Here is a 19,483-nt window from a genome sequence, read left to right as displayed (position 1 = left end):
TTACTTATAAATCAAATATTTAGAGCGTATTTTTTTAAATTTATCCAAATCATTTTGCCACGTTTTTCTAATTTGCTCATCACTTTTTCCGGCAATAATTTGCTCTTTTAATGTGGCGTTGCCCGCCAATTTGTTAAACATTGCATTAAAAAATGACGTTTTCACGGCTTTAGTTTGTTCCACCGCTTTTTTGAGCCACGAAAAATGCAGTGCAGAAAGTCGTTGATGTTCGCTCAAATCTTCGCCATAGCAAATTTTCCCGTTGAATTTCGGATTTTTGTCGCCCACATTGGGTTTGGGCGTAAAACTAAATTCGGTTTTTTCAAAATACGGAGAGCCATAAACTTGAAATTGCTTGGAAGTTCCGCGCCCTACACTCACATTTACGCCCTCAAAAAAACACATACTCGGATACAGGTTGATAGACACATCGTTAGGCAAATTGGGCGAAGGTTTCACGGGTAAACTATACGGCGTTTGGTGGTCATAATTCATAAGCGGAACTACTTTTAAATCAGTAATAATCTGATTTTCAAGCCATTTTTCACCATTAATCATTTTGGCGTATTCCCCGATGGTCATTCCGTAAACCACCGGAACGGGGTGCATACCCACAAAACTTTTGAATTCGGGTTGCAAAACAGGACCATCGATGTAATGCGCATTCGGGTTGGGGCGGTCAAGAACAATAAGCGGAATTTTTTGTTCGGCACAGGCTTCCATCACATAGTGTAAAGTGGAAATATAGGTGTAAAATCGCACTCCAACATCTTGTAAATCAAATAAAACCACATCAATATCAGCAAGTTGTTGTTGTGAAGGTTTTTTATTTTTTCCGTAAAGAGACACAATCGGAAGCCCCGTTTTGGTATCTTTGCCATCTTTAACCACTTCACCGGCATCGGCTTCACCTCGAAATCCGTGTTCGGGAGCGAAAACCTTCACCACATTTATGTTTCGTTTGAGAAGCGTGTCCACCAAATGCACGTAACTTTGATTTTCGGCTTTAACCACACCGGTTTGGTTGGTTACAATTCCGACCTTTTTATTCTGTAAATCAGAAAGATATACTTCCATTCGGTTGGCAGCCAAAATGATTTCCGGTACGTTTTTTTCGGCAGAAGAAAAAGCAGCCGAATTTATTTTTTGCCCATTATTTTTACAGGAAAGCATCAGAAATACCAAAAAAATCGTATTTTTGGCTTTTCTTAAAACAAATTTTTGATTGAATTTTAATTTTTTCATAGCGCGACGTATCATTTTCTCAAAAGAGGACAAAAATACGATTTCTTCACCAATTATCAAAATGGCGATTACTGCCATCGCTTTGGGAATGGTTATGATGCTCATTGCCATTGCCACCGGTGGCGGATTGCAACAAAAAATACGTGAAAAAATCGTTGCCTTTCACGGTCATATTCAAATATATAACTACGACAACAACGCCTCGGAAGTTTCAATAAAACCCATTTCAATTGAGCAGGATTTTTATCCGAAATTCACGGAAATCCCTGAAATAACTCACATTCAAGCCGTTGCCACAAAAGGAGGTATCGTACGGACGGAAAGCAGTTATGAAGCCATTCTTGCCAAGGGAGTTGGAGCGGATTATGACTGGAGGCAAATGAAGGGCTTCATCAAAGAGGGGCGCATTCCTGATTTCACAAGTGAAGATATTAGTAATGAGATACTTATATCAGAATATTTTGCTAATCGTTTACAATTTAAATTAGGAGATAACTGTCACGCCATTTTTCTGAAAGATGAAACTTCACAAATTCCCAACCAACGAAACTTTAAAATCGTAGGGATTTACAACAGTGGTTTTCAGGAGTTTGACGCTACTTATATTTTTACCGACATACGTCAGATTCAGCGTATTAATCAATGGAAAAGCGACCAAGTCGGGAATTTTGAACTCTTCACCAATAATTTTGAAAAAATTCAAGAAATTGGTGACAGGGTATATCTGGAAACGATGTCAAACCTTGATTCACAAACCATTGTACAAAAATTCCCGTTTATTTTTGAGTGGCTGGGAATGTTTGATTTCAACATTTATCTCATCATCGGGATAATGGTTGTCGTTGGCGGATTTAATATGATTACCGCCATTTTGGTGCTTATTTTAGAAAAAACACCAATGATTGGCACACTAAAAAGTTTGGGGGCTACCGATATGAGTATCCGAAAAATTTTCCTGTACAACGCGGCTTATATCATTTCGCTGGGGCTTTTTTGGGGTAATTTACTGGGTTTATTACTACTGTATTTACAGCAAAAATACAGTTTTGTTAAGTTAGACCCCAATACGTACTACGTTACCGAAGTGCCTATTCACATTGGGTTTTGGTCGGTTATCGCACTGAATTTCTGCGTGTTAGTGCTGTGCTTACTAATTTTATTACTACCAACCTACGTAATTTCAAAAATATCACCCACCAAATCAATGAAATTTTCGTAATTCTTTTTGTATATTTGCACTTTTGCGAGCTTTATGAATGAAGTAGAAAAAATTATCAATGACATCAAAAACGGTAAGATTGCCCCCGTGTATTTTTTAATGGGAGAAGAGCCTTATTTTATTGATGTTATATCTGATTACATCCAAAATAACATTCTCTCGGAAGACGAAAAAGGCTTCAATCAAATGGTGCTTTACGGGCAAGATGTTTCGGTTTCGGATATTGTGAACAACGCCAAACGCTTCCCGATGATGGCTCCGTATCAAGTAATTATCATCAAGGAAGCCCAACATTTGGGTAATGCAATTGAAGATTTAACCCCGTATGTTGAAAACCCCTCACCTACCACTATTTTGGTGCTCTGTTACAAATATAAAACGCTTGACAAACGAAAAAAATTAGTGAAAGCACTGGCAAAAAACAACGTGCTTTTTGAAAGTAAAAAACTGTACGAGAACCAAGTAACTAATTGGATTCCGAGTGTTTTAAAAGAAAAAAAATTCGTCATTACCCCAAAAGCCACGCAAATGTTGGTTGAATTTTTGGGAACGGATTTAAGCCGAATTCACAACGAAATCGAAAAATTGACCATTATCGTACCAAAAGGGACTGAAATTTCTCCTGAAATTATTGAAAAAAATATCGGTATCAGCAAGGATTTCAACAATTTTGAACTGCGGAAGGCAATCGGTGAGAAAAACGAACTCAAAGCCGTTCAAATCATCAAATATTTTGCCGACAACCCCAAAGACAATCCCATTGTGGTAACACTTGGAACGCTTTACACGTTTTTTCAGCAGTTACTCACTTATCACGGGCTTTCGGAACATTCCGACAAAAACGTTGCAACAGCACTGAAAATCAACCCATTTTTTGTTAAAGAATACCACACCGCCGCCCGAAATTACCCGATGAAAAAAGTCAGTGCCATCATTGCGGGGCTTCGTGATATTGACGTGAAAAGCAAAGGCGTTGGTGCGGTAAATTCATCACAAGCCAATCTATTAAAAGATTTAATTATCAATATTTTACGAAATTAATTCCGTATAAATTCCTTATCCTTAAAAATCGAAACGTTTCATCATAATCAAACAAGTACAAATGTCAGAAACAAAAAACAGTAACAAACAAACGTTCAAGCAGTTATATCGCTTTGTAAAGCCTTATCGCTTTGCTTTTTTTGTTGTTGCGTTACTCTCGGTGCTGGCATCGGTACTTTCAACGGCACAGCCTTATCTTATCAAAACTGCCATTGATGATTACATCATTCCGAAAAATTATGACGGATTGGTTTTGATAACTTACTTATTATTAGGCTTATTACTCACCGAAGTTTTGATACAATTTTCATTTGCGTATTTAGCTAACTGGCTGGGACAGACCGTCATTAGGGATATTCGTAAGCAACTTTTCGCCCACTTACTTCGGTTTAAAATGAAATATTACGACCAATCATCGGTTGGTTTGCTCGTTACGCGTGCCGTTAATGATATGGAACGCATCGGTGAGGTTTTCAGTTCAGGCTTGTTTGAAATTATGAGTGATTTACTGAAAATGATTGTCATTACAATTGTTATGATATTCATTGACTGGCGATTAGCACTCATTAGTTACCTAATGATGCCACTGATTTTGTATATGACGCGTTGGTTTCAAAAATCGATGAAATCAGCTTTTATTGAGGTGCGCAAACAGGTAGCAAACCTGAACGCCTTTGTGCAAGAACGCATCTCGGGCATCAAAATCGTGCAACTTTTCACCCAAGAAAAACACGAATTTGAAAAATTCAAAGAAATTAACGAAAAACATAAAAAAGGCTGGCTCAGAACCATTTGGTACAACTCTATTTTCTTTCCGGTGGGCGATTTGGCGGTATCCATAACCATTGCGTTAATTGTCTGGTTTGGAGGATTTAACGCCATAGCTTCGGATACTTTTGATTTAGGAACGATATTTTTGTTCATTCAGCTCACACAGATGCTTTTCCGTCCGTTGAGGCACATTGCCGATAAATTCAACACCCTGCAAATGGGCGTAATCGCCTCACAACGTGTGTTTACCATTTTAAATACCGATGAAGAACTTGAACAAGAAGGAAGCAAAAAACTCACTGACGTAAAAGGGAACATTCGTTTTGAAAATGTTCATTTTGAATATGTTAAAGGAGAAGAAATTTTGCACGGAATCAGTTTTGATGTTAAGCAGGGGCAAACCATTGCTATTGTCGGGGCTACCGGAGCCGGAAAATCAACCATTATCAATCTGTTAAATCGGTTTTACAACATTCAATCCGGAGCCATTTACATTGACGATATAAACATTAAAGAACTGACCCTACATTCGTTACGCGAACATATTGCCATTGTTCTACAAGACGTTTTTTTATTCGCCGATAGTATATTGAACAACATCACGCTAAAAAATCCGTCGATTTCCGAAGCCGAAGTTATCGAAGCCGCCAAAAGCATCGGCGTACACGATTTTTTGATGAAACTCCCCAACGGATACCATTATAATGTAAAAGAACGCGGTACGATGCTCTCTGCCGGACAACGCCAACTCATCGCTTTTTTAAGAGCTTATGTAATTAAACCTCAAATACTTATTCTTGACGAAGCCACCTCTTCTATCGATTCGCAATCTGAAAAAATGATTCAAGAAGCTACCGATAAAATCACACAAGGGCGTACGGCTATCATCATCGCACATCGGCTGACGACCATCAAAAAAGCAGATAAAATCATCGTGCTGCACAAAGGGAATATCGTGGAAACAGGCTCACACGATGAATTGTTACAACTTGAAAGCGGTTACTACCGAAATTTATACGAAGTACAATTCGCAACGCAATAATTCCTCCTTTTTCGTATAATTTTCAGCACTAAAAAAGTCCGTTTTTCAAAAGAAAAACGGACTTTTTTATTATCTCTTCTTCTGTTCAGGACTGAAAATCAATCCTTCAATGTCTTTTTTGCCGTCCAGCGATACAAAAGCAAAATTGAAATGCCACTTCACAAGGCGAACTTCAGAAGTGGAAAATTTTCCAACGGGAAGTTTCAACAAAACCGCATTCCAGCCCTTTTGCAAAGTTACTGAAATTGGCGGACGCACTTCAAAATTCTCGTTCGTCAGCGGAATTTCATTCGATTTTTCTTTATGCGAAGAAGCCCACACAGGCGGTAAAATTTCCGTTCCGTTAATCCAAATTTTACTTTCTTTGTAATCCCATTTTCCTTGCGGAGGCGGTAAATCTTTTTCGGAACGACTGTAATTTTGCGTTGCAACCCACAAGCCAACGGTCTGTTTTTTAGGTGAATACACATACGTATAAGCATACGCCGTATGGTTGGGTTGTGGATTTTCGTAAAACGTTTTTACAATTTTTCCCCAAACGTGTCGCAAATAAACACCCGCCCCGATGGCTTCTTTCGTGCCGTATTTTTTTCCGTTGTACGAATAATTTTCAGCAAAATTGCCTTGCTCGGGCGGAAAAACTTTTGACAAATTTCCGTCATTGGGGAACGCTTCCGTAATTCGCCATTTGATGTGCGTTTGCTTCACATATGCGAAAGGTAAGCTGCTGAAATATCGTTCTTTATGCCATAACATTCGGCGCTCAAAATCGTGAAAAGCAATGAAATTCTCGTCTTTTTCCGAAAATAAATTCGTTCCTTTTACGTCAAAATATTCCGTTCCGCCGCCAAGCCAAGAACGTTCCGCCAGAGCCAACATCGACGGGTAAAAATTATTCTGAATAATAATTTCTTTTTCATCGAGAATAAATCGGTCGTGCCAGATGGCTACGATGCTTCCCGCGTGGTCGTGGTCGCCCTTTTCCACGTTCAAAATCCGACTGTTATAGAGTGCCACCAAATCGGCAAACGCATCAAAATGATTGATGTAATGCAAGCGACAATCAATGGCGGGAATGCCTTTTTGTGCCTTTCCGCGATAACTCCACAACTGCGTCATATCAATTTCGCCCGGTTTGTAGTCCCAACCGGGATTCCACGAAATCACTTTTTTGCCTCTTTCACGAACAAATCGCACCATTTCAGGGACAAAATCGGGGTTGGTAAATTCCACCTCGTCCGTACCGATATGAAAGTACGGAACATCAAAATACGGCAACATTTCATCGAGTAATTCTTTGAGAATCAACATTCCTTTTTCGGTTTGCATATCGCATTGAAACGCCTTTTGAAACGCCAAACTATGCCCCGGCATATCAATTTCAGGAATCAAAATCACGTTGTGTTGCTTGCAAAAATCCACCAATTCTTTCACTTCCTCTAAGGTGTAAAATTTGGCGTGCATTCGCTCGTAACTCGACGGGTCATTCAAAATCGGATAGCGTTTGCTTTCCAATCGCCAACCCTGATTTTCAGTTAGATGCCAATGAAAAATATTAATTTTATATTGCGAAAGAATTTTGATTTCTTGCTTTAATTCTTCCAACGAAATGAACGTACGCCCCACATCTTGCATAAATCCGCGAATGCGAAACGCAGGATAATCCACTATGGAACAGCCCTCAAAGTAGGTTTTTCCTTTGGACGATTTTAATTGCCGAAGTGTTTGCATTGCCCAATAAACGCCTTTTTCGGTTACGGCTTCGATTTGTATTTTTCGTTTGGAAACGATTAGTCGATAGGCTTCTTCTTTGTTTAGTTCGGCTTGCGGAATGTCACTAACTAACTTTATTTCAATGGATTGCTTAGCCGAAGAAGAAATTTCTCCGCCCATTTCCGAAATAAATTGCCGCCATTGTTCTTGCAAAACCGAAGTCTCCAAACGCACTTTTTTGAAGCAAAAAGTTTCTCCGTTAGGCTGAATGTGTTGCGGCTTGGGCAACAAATGGTCAATTCCTGCATAGGATAATGATGTGAAAATCAGTAAAAAAGAAAATAAAACGTGTTTCATAAAATAAAAGACATTTGACGGACAAAGATAGGTTTATTTTCCGATAAAACCACCATTATTTCTTTTAATTTGATATTTTTGAAAATTTGTGAAATCGGTTGAAATGGCGTAAATTTGCAGGAAAAATCACTACAAATGACAAGTTTTGACAATGAAATGATGAAGCGATGTATTCAATTGGCTTACAATGGATTAGGAAACACATACCCCAATCCGATGGTGGGCAGTGTCATTACTTGTGAAGGAAAAATCATCGGTGAAGGCTGGCACAAAAAAGCAGGCGAACCACACGCAGAGGTAAACGCTATTAATTCGGTGAAAAACAAAGAATTACTCACAAAAAGTACCATTTATGTAAGTTTAGAACCGTGTAGCCATTTCGGGAAAACACCACCGTGTAGTGATTTGATTATCAAGCATAAAATCCCGAAAGTAATCATCGGAACAACCGACCCTTTTGCAAAAGTGTGTGGCAACGGAATCAAAAAACTGAAAGATACTGGTTGTGAGGTAATTGTAGGTGTTTTGGAAAAAGAGTGCCAAAAACTGAACAAACGTTTTTTTACCTTTCATCAAAAAAAACGTCCTTATATTTTTTTGAAATGGGCGGAAACTCGTGATGGTTTTATCGCTCCCGAAACCAAAAATGAAATTGCTCCAAAGTGGATAACAAACTCATATTCAAAGCAATATGTTCATAAAATGCGAAGCCAAGAACAGGCAATTTTGGTTGGAACAAACACCGTTTTACACGATAATCCGAAGTTAAACACGCGTGATTGGTTCGGGAAAAATCCGTTGCGGGTGATTATCGACCGAAATTTGAAAACACCACGAAATTTTTCGGTTTGGGACGATACACAGCCTACGTTATTTCTTTCTGAAAAAACAGAAAATCAGTTATTTACAAATACTTCCGTTCAGAAAATAAACTTTTCGAAAAATCTGCCTCAACAAATCTGTACTATTTTATACGAAAAAAATATCCAAAGCCTTATAGTGGAAGGCGGAAGCACTGTATTACAGCAATTTATAAATGAAAATCTGTGGGACGAAGCCTTTATTTTCAAAGGAAATATCTCGTTTGGAAGCGGAAGACAAGCTCCTGATTTTCAACAAAAAACGCTGATAGCGATTAATGAATTTGAAAACGATAAATTATTCATTTACAAAAACTTATAGTTTTATAAATTGTATATGGAAGATACGTTCAAAACGATAGAAAACCCGGTTAAAGAGGTCATTTTCAAGGAGAAAAGCAGTAAATTTTTGGGCTACGCTTTCCCCGTGAAAACCGAAGCGGAAATAAAACAACATCTTGAAGCCGTTAAAAAAGAACATTATTCGGCTCGGCATTGGTGTTATGCTTGGCAGTTAGGTCACGGAAAATCAATGTATTATCGGGCAAATGACGATGGTGAACCCAACAACTCGGCGGGCATTCCTATTTACGGACAAATTCAGTCGTTTGAACTCACCGATGTTTTGGTTATCGTGGTGCGTTATTTTGGTGGCATCAAATTGGGCGTTGGCGGACTGGTGCAGGCCTATAAAACATCGGCACAACTCACTTTGCAAGAAGCTGAAATTGTGGAAAAAATCGTTACCCAAACGCTCGTCATCGCATTCGATTACAAAGATATGAACAAGGTAATGCGAATCATCAAAGAACATAACTTACAGATTATCAATCAAAAAATGGAATTAAACTGTATCTTGTTCATTGAAGTCCGTCAAAGTGAATGGGAAGAAGTTCGGGCAACTTTCCAAACTGTTTACGGCGTTTTATTACTTGACGATGAGGGGTGATTTTTTCAAATCCAAATCATCAAAAACCCCAATCCCGAAGAGAGCAAAATCGTATTTGGCGGGATCGGTCAGGTCAAATTTCCGCAAGTGATTATCAAGCTCTGCCAAGGCTTCCACATCGTTTTTGGGTCGGGTGATGAGCCCCAAACTTCTGGCAACATTTCCCGAATGAACGTCTAACGGGCAGGACAATAACGAGGGTGAAATCCCTTTCCAAATACCGAAATCAACACCCGCATTATCACATCGAACCATCCAACGCAAAAACATATTAAAACGTTTGGCAACCGAACCTTTACGCGGGTCGGGCAGGTGTTTTAAGGTTCTTTGATGTTTTAAGTCATTAAAAAACAGCTGTTTAAAATTTGAAATAGCTTGTTGCAAATTTCCGTTTTCGATGCCGTTTATAAACGCATTTTCTAATCCGTTGTGATGTTTGTAAATATTTTTTAAACTTATAACAAATTGTTGCAAATCTTGTCCATTAAAGGTGCGATGTACAAAATTTTGGAGGCGTTCCAAATCGTTTTCAGTGTGTGACATCACAAAATCATAAGGTGCATTTCCGAATAAACCCATTAGTTTTAACCCGTTGGATATAATTGTTTTACGTTGCCCCCACGCAATGACGGAAATCAAAAAACCGGCAATTTCAATGTCTTCTTTTGATGAAAATCGCTTCGGAATTTGAATCGGGTCGGATTCGATAAATTCAGGGCGGTTGTATTGCCCTACTTTTTCGTCAAGAAAATTTTTTAAGTCGTTGGTATTCATTTATTTTATAAAAAGTTAAGTGCAAAAATAAAACTTATTTTTGTAGAAAATGATAAAAATTTGTTTTTGTTAAAAAAGGTGGTATGTTTGCCTCCGCAATTTAAACCAAAAATAGGGAGCTTACTATTCATAACGCCGAAATTGGATACCCCTTTAAGGTACGCCGTTGTACCATTGAAAATGGAGGCATTTTTAGAAAATCGTATGAAAAGAATATTATTTTTAACGTTTACGCTTGTTTTTGGTTGGGTAAACGCACAAAACGGAAATTATTCTGTGGAGTTTGGGGCAAATTTTGGAATTACAAACTTAACGGATATTAAACAGATAGACAGCAAATTAACAGACAATACTTTTCCTGTATTGTCCGAAAAATTAAACGTTTTTGGTTCTACACGAGGCGGAGCAACGTTGGTTTTGAGAAGAAATCGTTGGGGACTTTTGCTTGAAACTTACACTTCGAGCTTTAAAACAGCTAAAAACGAAAATAAACATTACTACAACGGAAGTTCGGAGTCGTATTCGGTTGGGGTGTTATATGACCTTATTCAGAAAAACTTTTTTACACTTTCACCTTGCGCTTCCATTGGCGGGCAAGATGCTGAAATATTTTTGGATTATTCACTAAAACAAGGAGTTACGCCAACTTCATTACGAATTACGGGCAATGAAGCTGATTTTACTTTCGGTACAAAATTATATTTCAGGGTTGCTTCTTGGAAGGACAATAAATGGAGTTTATCTGTAAACACGGATGCTTATTATAAACACTCAGTATCAAGGACTTGGCGATTAAATAATATGCTTATTGATTCAGAGAATTTTAATTTATCGTCAGTTGGCTTTTTGGTTGGTTTATCAATCAAATATCAATTATAAGAAAAAGAGGCAATTAGCCTCTTTTTTATATTATTTTCCCATCAACCATTACTAATTTTCGGTCTGCCATATTGGCGAGTTCTTCGTTATGGGTTACGATAACGAAAGTTTGATTAAATGTTTTTCGCAATTCAAAAAACAATTGATGTAGATTTTCAGCACTTTCCGAATCCAAATTTCCGCTGGGTTCATCGGCAAAAACCACCGAAGGATAATTCATCAACGCCCGAGCCACCGAAACGCGTTGTTGTTCCCCACCCGATAATGCACTGGGTTTGTGGTCAAAACGATTCGATAAATTCAAAAATGAAAGCAATTCTTTGGCTCGTTTTTCGGCTTCCTTTTTGGGCGTTCCTTTTATGAAAGCCGGAACGCAAATGTTTTCCAAAGCCGTAAATTCAGGCAACAACTGATGAAACTGAAAAATAAATCCGATGTGTTCATTTCGAAATTTCGACAAGGCTTTCGACGATAAGTTTTTCACATCGATATCATTGATAAACAACGAAGTACCTTTGTTATTATTTGCCGTATCAAGCGTACCCAGAATATGAAGTAGCGTGGTTTTTCCGGCTCCGGAAGCCCCTACTATAGAAACAACTTCTCCTTTATTTACTTGAATATCAACCCCTTTTAAAACCTCTAACGCTCCGTAGGTTTTATGTATGTTTTTTGCTTTTATCATTATAATTGAAATGATTACAAATTTTCGATTTTCTTTTTCGCCAAATCAATGATTTTGTCCACTTGCTGGTCAAAAGTCAGATGTGAATTGTCAATTTCAATGGCATCAACGGCTTTTTTTAAGGGTGATTCTTTTCGTGTAGTATCCATAAAATCACGCTGTTGCACATTTTTTAAAACTTCTTCAAAAGATACGTTTTCGCCTTTGCTTTGCAGTTCGTTATAGCGGCGTTCAGCTCGGATTTGCTCCGAAGCGGTCATAAAAATTTTGAGTTCAGCACTAGGAAAAACCACCGTACCGATATCGCGACCATCCATTACAATCCCTTTTTCCTGACTCATTTTTCGTTGTAAATCAACTAAATAAGTTCTAACTTCGGGTATTTTAGCAATTTCACTCACTAAATTGGCAACTTCAATACTGCGGATTTCCCGTTCGATATTTTTTCCGTTTAGGTGCATTTCCGAAAAACCCAATTCAGGATTGTTTTCAAAAGATAAATCACTGTCTTTCAGCTTTTTGATAAGTTCTTCTTGATGAATATGAATGGTATTTTCAAATTTGCCGGTCGTTTTGTTTTGTACACCTGCGATAGCGATAAACCCTTCTTTTACAGCTAAATAGGTTACAGCTCGATACATCGCTCCCGTATCAACGTACACATATCCAAGCACTTGGGCTACTTTTTTGGCTGTACTACTTTTTCCTGTTGAAGAAAATCCGTCAATGGCAATGATTATTTTCTGCATTTTTTATTGATTATTTTGCAAAGATAACAATTCTTCTAAAAAAAGTAACACGAAAATTTGAACAAAACTTAATGTGTTTTTTGTAGATTGCTGTAAAAAAATTATTTTTGATGTAACAAATCCTCAAATTAGTTACTAACAAGCCAAAAACAAGAAATGAAATCGCTGGAAAAAGAATTTTTGGAACGCATCGAAACGCACAGAGGCATCCTTTTTAAGATTGCCAAAATGTACGTGAACGATGTTGATGACCAAAAAGACCTTTTTCAGGAAATTACCTACCAACTTTGGAAGGCTTATCCCAGTTTTCAGGGCAAAAGTGCATTTTCAACGTGGATGTATCGCGTGGCTCTCAACACGGCAATCGTTTTTTTGAAATCGGAAAAGAAAAAAGATTTCATTTCAAGATATGATAACTTACACAATATCAACGTTAAAGATGAAGACAGCTCGGACGAGGAACATCAAATCAAAATAATGTACCAAGCCATTAATATGTTGAATCCGATTGACAAAGCCTTGATTTTCTATTATTTAGAAAATTATTCAGGTAGGGAAATCGCCCAGCAAATGGGATTATCAGAAGTGAATGTACGCGTAAAACTCAACCGTGCCAAAAACAAACTTAGCGAATTGGTCAAAAAACTAAATATAGAGAACTATGGAAAATTTTAAAGAACTTTGGAAGAAAGACGAAATTACCGAAACACCTGAAATCTCGCTCGAAAAACAGCAAAAAATCCGTTTGCCTTTGGAGAAAATCCGAGCCAATATGAAGAAAGAATATCAATTCACGGTTGTATGTTTTCCGTTTCTTTTGCTTTTTTTATTCTTTTTGGACGGAATGTATCAAGTCTCTATTTTCTTGATGCTCATCGGATTAGGCATTGCAATTACGGCGTATTATTTTAGTAAATTTCGTGTTTTTTACAAAAAAATCAACACGCAAAGCCTTGATACTTACCACAATTTGCTGGATTTACGATACGAATTGGTACTGAACTCCGAATTGTACAAATCGTATTATTTGTGCCTTGTGCCCCTGATGTTTTCGGGGTATATCGTTTTCTTTTTTGAGGAACAAAACATCAAAAACATCGTTAAAATACTTATTTCGATGCTGTTTGTAAGCATTTTTATTTATTTCTACGGAAAAACTTGGCTGAAAACGATGTACGGAAAATACATTGTGGAAATTTCGGAATTGCTCCATCAAATGAATAGCAAACACGATGATTTTCAATACAATAGAGCTACGATAAAAATGGAAAAATATTTTTCATTTTTTGAAAATACAGAGCCTTCTTTTGTTCAAAAATTTGGCAAGTCAGGGAAGGTTTTACACATACTTTTTTGGCTTTTTATGTTTTTTGTGGCAGCATTTATTGTAGGTCTTATAGCGGGATTTTTAGGAGCAATGTTTAATAATAATTTTTAAACTATATTGATTATGAAAAGTATTTGGAAAACAACGTATGCAGGAAACGAAATTCGCGTTGAAAACACTTGGTTTCACGGAGAGCGTCTGTACGTTAATGATGAGCTTCAAGACGAACAATGCAATCTGTTTAACACTTCATTAACAGGACATCTTTTTGACGGAGAAACGAAAAAAAGCATCAAAGCAAATATTTTTTCCTACTTTATTCGAATGAAGTGCAAACTTTTTGTTGATGACAAAATCGTAGAAGTGACTCAAGTGAAATAAAAAAGAGGCTGTTTAAAAGCCTCTTTTTTATTGTTTTACAGAAAATTATTTCACATTAAATGCTTTTTCTTGTGGGAAATAAGCGGTGCTTCCTAAGGCTTCTTCGATGCGAATCAATTGGTTGTATTTCGCCATACGGTCAGAACGTGAAGCTGAACCTGTTTTGATTTGTCCTGTGTTCAAAGCCACAGCCAAGTCAGCGATGGTGTTGTCTTCAGTTTCGCCTGAACGGTGCGACATTACCGAAGTGTAACCCGCTCTGTGAGCCATTTCAACAGCTGCGATGGTTTCAGAAAGCGTTCCGATTTGGTTTACTTTAATCAAAATAGAGTTTCCTACGCCTTTCTCAATTCCTCTTTCCAAAATAGAAACATTGGTTACAAATAGGTCATCTCCAACCAATTGCACTTTATGTCCGATTTTGTCGGTAAGCATTTTCCAGCCTTCCCAGTCGTTTTGATCCATTCCGTCTTCGATAGAAATGATAGGATATTTTTCGGTCAATTCTGCCAAATAATTCACTTGCTCTTCGCGAGAACGTACTTTTCCTTTGGCACCTTCAAATTTGGTGTAGTCGTATTTTCCGTCTGCATAGAACTCTGATGAAGCACAATCCAAAGCGATTTTGATTTCCTCACCCCATTTGTACCCGGCGTTTTCTACCGCTTTTTTGATAGAATCCAATGCATCTTCCGTTCCGTCAAAAGTAGGTGCGAAACCTCCTTCGTCGCCCACAGCGGTGCTTAACCCTCTGTCGTGCAACACTTTTTTCAAGTTATGGAAAACTTCCGCCCCCATTTGGATTGATTGCGAGAACGTTTTGGCTTTCACAGGCATAATCATAAACTCTTGGAATGCAATCGGAGCGTCAGAGTGTGACCCACCATTGATGATGTTCATCATCGGCACAGGCAAGGTGTGAGCACTTACTCCGCCCACGTAACGATACAAAGGCAAGCCCAATTCCTCAGCAGCCGCTTTGGCAACCGCCAATGAAACTCCCAAAATAGCGTTGGCTCCTAATTTTGATTTATTAGGCGTTCCGTCAAGCTCAATCATCGTTTTGTCAATAAGATTTTGCTCAAAAACGCTCATTCCTACGATTTCTTCGGCGATGATTTCATTTACGTTGGCAACGGCTTTCAAAACGCCTTTCCCCATATAATCTTTTCCGCCGTCGCGAAGCTCAACTGCCTCATACTCACCTGTTGAAGCCCCTGACGGAACAGCAGCTCTTCCCAAGTAACCATTCTCAGTTAAAACATCAACCTCTACTGTCGGATTTCCTCGTGAATCCAAAATTTGTCGTGCGTGTACGCTTACAATAATACTCATATTTTTTCTATTATATTAATTAAAATTTCTTTTTCTCAACTAACAATTAACAGTGAACAATTTTTTCAATTAATAATTAACAATGAAATTTTTATGGTTCTTTATAAAATTGTTCATTTTCCCATTTTGTTCATTGTTCATCCCCTCATTGTAAATTGTAAATTGTTCATTGTTAGTTATTTGTTATTTGTTCATCATTTCTGCAAACTGATCGAACAGATAGGTGGCATCGTTAGGTCCCGGTCCTGCTTCGGGGTGATATTGCACGCTGAAACATTTTTTACCTTTGATGCGAATACCCATTACCGTGTCGTCGTTCAAATGCGTGTGTGTGATTTCCACATTCGGATTGGCTTCGGCTTGCTTTCTGTCCACCGCAAATCCGTGATTTTGAGACGTTATTTCGCCTTTCCCCGTCAGGAGATTTTTCACAGGATGATTGATTCCTCTGTGTCCGTTTAACATTTTATAGGTCGGCACGTCGTTTGCCAAAGCGATGATTTGATGCCCTAAGCAAATCCCGAAAAGCGGTAAATCTTCGGCTATCATTTGTTTTACTTTGGCGATGACTTCGGTGAGCGGTTCGGGGTCGCCCGGTCCGTTGGAAAGAAAATAACCATCAGGATTCCAAGATTTTAGTTTTTCCAAAGGCGTGTTATACGGAAAAACTTTTACGTACATATCGCGAGCTGCCATATTACGTAAAATGTTTTTCTTAATTCCGAAATCAAGTGCGGCGACTTTGTATTTTGCGTTTTCGTTTCCAAAAAAATAAGGCTCGGCAACCGACACTTTTGATGCCAATTCCAAACCTTTCATATCAGGAATTTCTTTTAGTTTTGATTTAAGTAACTCTAAGTCATCGGTTTCGGTGGAAATCACGGCGTTCATCGAACCGTTGTCGCGAATGTGAGCCACCAAGGCACGCGTATCCACCTCACAAATGGCTACCAAATGGGTGCGGTCAAAAAACGCTTTAAGTGACTGCGAAGCACCGGGGCGGGAGTAATCATAGCTAAAATTTCGGCAAACAAGCCCTGCGATTTTCACGCCGTCGGACTCCGTATCGGCATCGCTAACCCCATAATTACCGATGTGAGCATTGGCAGTTACCATAATTTGCCCGTAATACGAAGGGTCGGTAAAAATTTCCTGATAGCCGGTCATTCCCGTATTGAAACAGACTTCCCCGAAAACAGTTCCTTCATTTCCAACGCTTTTGCCGTAGAAAGCCGTGCCGTCAGCGAGCAAAATAATCGCTTTTTTCTTTGCTTGATATTTCATTGAAATTTTCGTTTTTTAGCTATTAATTCCAACGGACAAAAGTACAAAAAATCACGGAAAAGAGCAAAATAATTCATAAAAATATTTTTCAACAATAATCACAAACCGTTTTACAATTCACAAACCAAACAATTATTTCTTATACTCCTCATTATTTAGTTATAAATCAAATATTTTACATTAAAAATTCAATATTTACGGTTAAAATCATTATTTTTTCACTAAAAATTTGGCTATTAAAAATTATTTATTTACCTTTGCCCGAAAATTTAGCATTAGAATGTTTGGTAAGAGCACATATTTCGTTTTTTATTACTTCTTTAAGCAATAAAGAGGCGGGACTTGTGTTGTGTTTTCATATTAATAGATTTTTTAAAGATTAAGTGAAGAAGTCTCGGTAATGCGAGACTTCTTTTTTTGTACGTGTATGAAGCAAAAAGTAGCAATTCAAGGGATTAAAGGGTCATTTCATTATCAGGTTGCCAACGAATATTTTGGCAAGGGGGTAGAAATTGTAGAGTACACCTCCTTTGACGCCGTAGCGCGGGCAGTAACCACAAACGACACCTATCTGGGCATTATGGCATTGGAGAACAGCATAGCAGGCTCCATCTTGCCTAATTACGCGCTTATTGACCAACTAAACCTACATATCATCGGTGAGCATTACATTGACATACAGCAGCATTTGATGGCACTACCCTATCAGCAGTTGGCTGACATCAGCGAGGTTCATTCGCACCCGATGGCGCTGTTACAGTGCAAACAATTTTTCTTACAGCACCCCCATATCAGGCTGGTTGAAGATACCGATACGGCATCAGCTGCGAAACGAATTGCCCATCAGCAATTAAAAGGTGTGGCAGCCATCGCTTCGGAGAGTGCCTCGAAACTCTACAATCTTACCATCATCGCACCTAATATCCAGACAATGAAGGTCAACTCTACCCGCTTTGTCATTGTCCAGCCCCAAGAAAAAGCCATCGTTCAGGAATCTGCCAATAAGGCGACTATCAAATTTCAGGTACACCACAAGCGCGGAAGCCTCGCCGCCGTACTCAACGTGATTAGCGACTGTAAAATTAATATGACTAAGATACAATCGCTTCCGGTGATTGATACCCCGTGGAAGTACGCCTTCTTTGTGGACATCGTTTTTGACAGCCCGAACGATTTTGAGAAGGCACACAAACTGCTTTCCATTATGGCAGAAGATTTTAAAGTTCTCGGCGTTTACAAAAATTCTTTACTACAATAAGCTAAGGCTTACAATCATTCTAATAAATAACAATCCAATCAAAAGCAAGTTTCTATGAATTTACGAAGCAAAAAGCCCGCTCTTCTGTTAATCGACGTACAGAAAGGTTTTCTTGATGAAGCCTTTTGGGGTGGTAACCGAAACAACAAAAACGCAGAGCAAATTTGCAGTGAACTACTAAAAAAGTGGCGCGAATTGCAACTGCCTGTCATTCACATTCGGCACAGCTCAAAAAATCCGCAATCAAAACTGCATCACACTAATGCAGGCTTTGATTTTAATGAGCTAGTCGCTCCCCTACCCGATGAAATCGTTATCACCAAAGAGGTAAACAGCGCTTTCATCGGTACAAATCTGAAAGACACCCTTGACAAGCAACAGATAGACACTCTCGTCATTGGCGGCATTACCACGAATCATTGCGTATCGACCACTACCCGAATGGCTGCTAACTACGGATATAGCGTATACCTTGCAGCTGACGCCTGTGCCTGCTTTGACCTAACGGGAGTTGATGGCAAGCACTACGATTCACAGCTAATACACGAGATAACCTTAGCCAACCTTCATAACGAGTTTGCTACCGTATGCCAAGCTAACCAAATTTTTGAAATGTTATGAATACAATCATCATCGGATTAGGACTTATCGGCGGTTCCATAGCCTTGGAACTACGCAAACGTTGCGGACACACCCTTTGGGGCATAGACACCAATCCCGCACATATACAAAAAGCCATCGAGCTGGGAATCATCGAACGAGAAGCTTCCTACACGGACATTGCTTCTGCCGACCTTGTCATCATCGCCATACCCGTAAACAGCATTCCGCAAGTGCTGCAACGGGTTTTGGATTATGTAGGCACACAAACCCTTGTGATGGATATGGGTTCGGTTAAAGAACCTATCTGCCGACACATAGCCAACCACCCGAAGCGCTCCCATTTTTTGGCAGCGCACCCAATGGCAGGAACGGAACATTCCGGACCCGAAGCAGCTATTTACAATCTGTTCGACCATAAAGTAATGGTATTTTGTGAAGCTGACAAAACAAATCCTGATTTGGTGCAAAAAGCCACAAACATTGCAAATACGCTACAAATGCGACTCAAAACAATGCCGGCTGATGACCACGACCGACACGTAGCCTACGTGTCGCACCTCTCGCACGTAAGCTCATTTATGCTCGGGAAGACCGTCTTGGAGATAGAGAAGGATGAGCAAAATATCTTTGACCTTGCAAGCACCGGTTTTGCATCAACCGTACGCCTTGCCAAGAGTGATGCCGATATGTGGTGCCCTATCTTTCTTGAAAACAAGAATAATGTGATTAAAGCTCTTGATGAGTACATCAAAAACTTGCAGGAAATGCGCACCATTATTTACAACCAAGAAAAAGACGCATTGCAAAAAACGATAAAAGACGCTAATTATATCCGTAAAGTGCTTAAAGGATAACAATATGTTTACGAGCCAATCAAAGCGCAGTTTATAAAAAATCACCATTTTCAGGAGCAAAACCATAGATTAGCCATAAAACCATCGGATAGTTTACCAAGCTGACAATAAGCACACACTTAAACCATCGGATAGTTTACCAAGCTGACAATAAGCA

Annotated in this window: 19 protein-coding genes; 12 read left to right on the top strand and 7 right to left on the bottom strand. The window is 38.7% G+C overall.

All coding sequences use genetic code 11. The features are described from left to right. Entirely contained in the window at window positions 1-1,350 is a 1,350-nt protein-coding gene (locus tag Q4D72_RS08910) for a DUF1343 domain-containing protein (protein WP_303077491.1), read from the bottom strand. Here Q4D72_RS08910 and Q4D72_RS08905 point away from each other — a divergent pair. The 3 genes from Q4D72_RS08905 (at window position 1,307) to Q4D72_RS08895 (ending at window position 5,318) form a co-directional block, all read left to right on the top strand. Continuing rightward, entirely contained in the window at window positions 1,307-2,464 is a 1,158-nt protein-coding gene (locus Q4D72_RS08905; protein WP_303077490.1) for an FtsX-like permease family protein, read from the top strand. The genes Q4D72_RS08910 and Q4D72_RS08905 overlap by 44 nt on opposite strands. 33 nt (window positions 2,465-2,497) lie before the next feature. Further along, entirely contained in the window at window positions 2,498-3,505 is a 1,008-nt protein-coding gene (holA, locus tag Q4D72_RS08900; protein ID WP_303077488.1) for a DNA polymerase III subunit delta, read from the top strand. Between the two features lie 61 nt (window positions 3,506-3,566). Continuing rightward, window positions 3,567-5,318, top strand: coding sequence for an ABC transporter ATP-binding protein (locus Q4D72_RS08895; protein WP_303077487.1), 1,752 nt, complete (start codon window positions 3,567-3,569; stop codon window positions 5,316-5,318). A gap of 69 nt (window positions 5,319-5,387) precedes the next feature. Here Q4D72_RS08895 and Q4D72_RS08890 read toward each other — a convergent pair whose 3' ends face one another. Beyond that, complete coding sequence (locus tag Q4D72_RS08890) at window positions 5,388-7,388, bottom strand: family 20 glycosylhydrolase (protein ID WP_303077486.1); 2,001 nt, start codon at window positions 7,386-7,388, stop codon at window positions 5,388-5,390. 135 nt (window positions 7,389-7,523) lie between these two features. Here Q4D72_RS08890 and ribD point away from each other — a divergent pair, with 135 nt between their 5' ends. Continuing rightward, window positions 7,524-8,570, top strand: a complete 1,047-nt coding sequence (ribD, locus tag Q4D72_RS08885; protein WP_303077485.1) for a bifunctional diaminohydroxyphosphoribosylaminopyrimidine deaminase/5-amino-6-(5-phosphoribosylamino)uracil reductase RibD — start codon at window positions 7,524-7,526, stop codon at window positions 8,568-8,570. Window positions 8,571-8,585: 15 nt separating this feature from the next. Then, window positions 8,586-9,197: a YigZ family protein gene (locus Q4D72_RS08880; protein WP_303077484.1), complete on the top strand. Its 612-nt coding sequence runs from the start codon at window positions 8,586-8,588 to the stop codon at window positions 9,195-9,197. On the opposite strand, the gene Q4D72_RS08875 is transcribed toward Q4D72_RS08880, so the two are convergent. Next, window positions 9,177-9,971: a TIGR02757 family protein gene (locus Q4D72_RS08875; RefSeq protein ID WP_303077483.1), complete on the bottom strand. Its 795-nt coding sequence runs from the start codon at window positions 9,969-9,971 to the stop codon at window positions 9,177-9,179. The genes Q4D72_RS08880 and Q4D72_RS08875 overlap by 21 nt on opposite strands. 204 nt (window positions 9,972-10,175) lie before the next feature. Here Q4D72_RS08875 and Q4D72_RS08870 point away from each other — a divergent pair, with 204 nt between their 5' ends. Then, window positions 10,176-10,850 (top strand): hypothetical protein, encoded by a 675-nt coding sequence (locus Q4D72_RS08870; RefSeq protein ID WP_303077482.1) that lies wholly within the window; start codon window positions 10,176-10,178, stop codon window positions 10,848-10,850. A gap of 25 nt (window positions 10,851-10,875) precedes the next feature. Here Q4D72_RS08870 and Q4D72_RS08865 read toward each other — a convergent pair whose 3' ends face one another. Together Q4D72_RS08865 and cmk are read right to left on the bottom strand one after the other, a co-directional pair. Next, complete coding sequence (locus Q4D72_RS08865) at window positions 10,876-11,535, bottom strand: ABC transporter ATP-binding protein (protein WP_303077481.1); 660 nt, start codon at window positions 11,533-11,535, stop codon at window positions 10,876-10,878. Window positions 11,536-11,549: 14 nt separating this feature from the next. After that, window positions 11,550-12,284 carry a (d)CMP kinase gene (cmk, locus tag Q4D72_RS08860; RefSeq protein ID WP_303077480.1) on the bottom strand — a complete coding sequence of 245 codons (735 nt, stop codon included), beginning with the start codon at window positions 12,282-12,284 and terminating at the stop codon, window positions 11,550-11,552. A 156-nt stretch (window positions 12,285-12,440) separates the two neighbouring features. Here cmk and Q4D72_RS08855 point away from each other — a divergent pair, with 156 nt between their 5' ends. The 3 genes from Q4D72_RS08855 to Q4D72_RS08845 are packed head-to-tail and all read left to right on the top strand — an operon-like array spanning window position 12,441 to window position 13,992. After that, window positions 12,441-12,959 carry an RNA polymerase sigma factor gene (locus Q4D72_RS08855; protein WP_303077479.1) on the top strand — a complete coding sequence of 173 codons (519 nt, stop codon included), beginning with the start codon at window positions 12,441-12,443 and terminating at the stop codon, window positions 12,957-12,959. Beyond that, window positions 12,946-13,722, top strand: a complete 777-nt coding sequence (locus Q4D72_RS08850; protein WP_303077478.1) for a hypothetical protein — start codon at window positions 12,946-12,948, stop codon at window positions 13,720-13,722. The genes Q4D72_RS08855 and Q4D72_RS08850 overlap by 14 nt, the downstream gene beginning before the upstream one ends. 12 nt (window positions 13,723-13,734) lie before the next feature. Then, window positions 13,735-13,992 (top strand): hypothetical protein, encoded by a 258-nt coding sequence (locus Q4D72_RS08845; RefSeq protein ID WP_303077477.1) that lies wholly within the window; start codon window positions 13,735-13,737, stop codon window positions 13,990-13,992. A gap of 45 nt (window positions 13,993-14,037) precedes the next feature. Here the strand turns inward: Q4D72_RS08845 and eno are convergent, their stop codons facing one another. Together eno and carA are read right to left on the bottom strand one after the other, a co-directional pair. After that, window positions 14,038-15,327 carry a phosphopyruvate hydratase gene (gene eno / locus Q4D72_RS08840; protein ID WP_303077476.1) on the bottom strand — a complete coding sequence of 430 codons (1,290 nt, stop codon included), beginning with the start codon at window positions 15,325-15,327 and terminating at the stop codon, window positions 14,038-14,040. A gap of 183 nt (window positions 15,328-15,510) precedes the next feature. Continuing rightward, on the bottom strand, window positions 15,511-16,611 hold the full coding sequence (gene carA / locus Q4D72_RS08835) for a glutamine-hydrolyzing carbamoyl-phosphate synthase small subunit (RefSeq protein ID WP_303077475.1): 1,101 nt from the start codon (window positions 16,609-16,611) through the stop codon (window positions 15,511-15,513). A gap of 427 nt (window positions 16,612-17,038) precedes the next feature. Here carA and Q4D72_RS08830 point away from each other — a divergent pair, with 427 nt between their 5' ends. The 3 genes from Q4D72_RS08830 to Q4D72_RS08820 are packed head-to-tail and all read left to right on the top strand — an operon-like array spanning window position 17,039 to window position 19,326. Next, window positions 17,039-17,869 carry a prephenate dehydratase gene (locus tag Q4D72_RS08830; protein WP_303077474.1) on the top strand — a complete coding sequence of 277 codons (831 nt, stop codon included), beginning with the start codon at window positions 17,039-17,041 and terminating at the stop codon, window positions 17,867-17,869. Between the two features lie 54 nt (window positions 17,870-17,923). Beyond that, window positions 17,924-18,490 (top strand): cysteine hydrolase family protein, encoded by a 567-nt coding sequence (locus tag Q4D72_RS08825; RefSeq protein WP_303077473.1) that lies wholly within the window; start codon window positions 17,924-17,926, stop codon window positions 18,488-18,490. Next, window positions 18,487-19,326, top strand: coding sequence for a prephenate dehydrogenase (locus Q4D72_RS08820; RefSeq protein ID WP_303077472.1), 840 nt, complete (start codon window positions 18,487-18,489; stop codon window positions 19,324-19,326). The genes Q4D72_RS08825 and Q4D72_RS08820 overlap by 4 nt, the downstream gene beginning before the upstream one ends. The last annotated feature ends 157 nt before the right edge of the window (window positions 19,327-19,483 follow it).

This window comes from Capnocytophaga sp. (genome assembly GCF_030532915.1).
Lineage (GTDB): Bacteria > Bacteroidota > Bacteroidia > Flavobacteriales > Flavobacteriaceae > Capnocytophaga.
The sequence above is the reverse complement of the archived record's forward strand: the minus strand, read 5'-3'. Positions and strand labels throughout refer to the sequence as shown.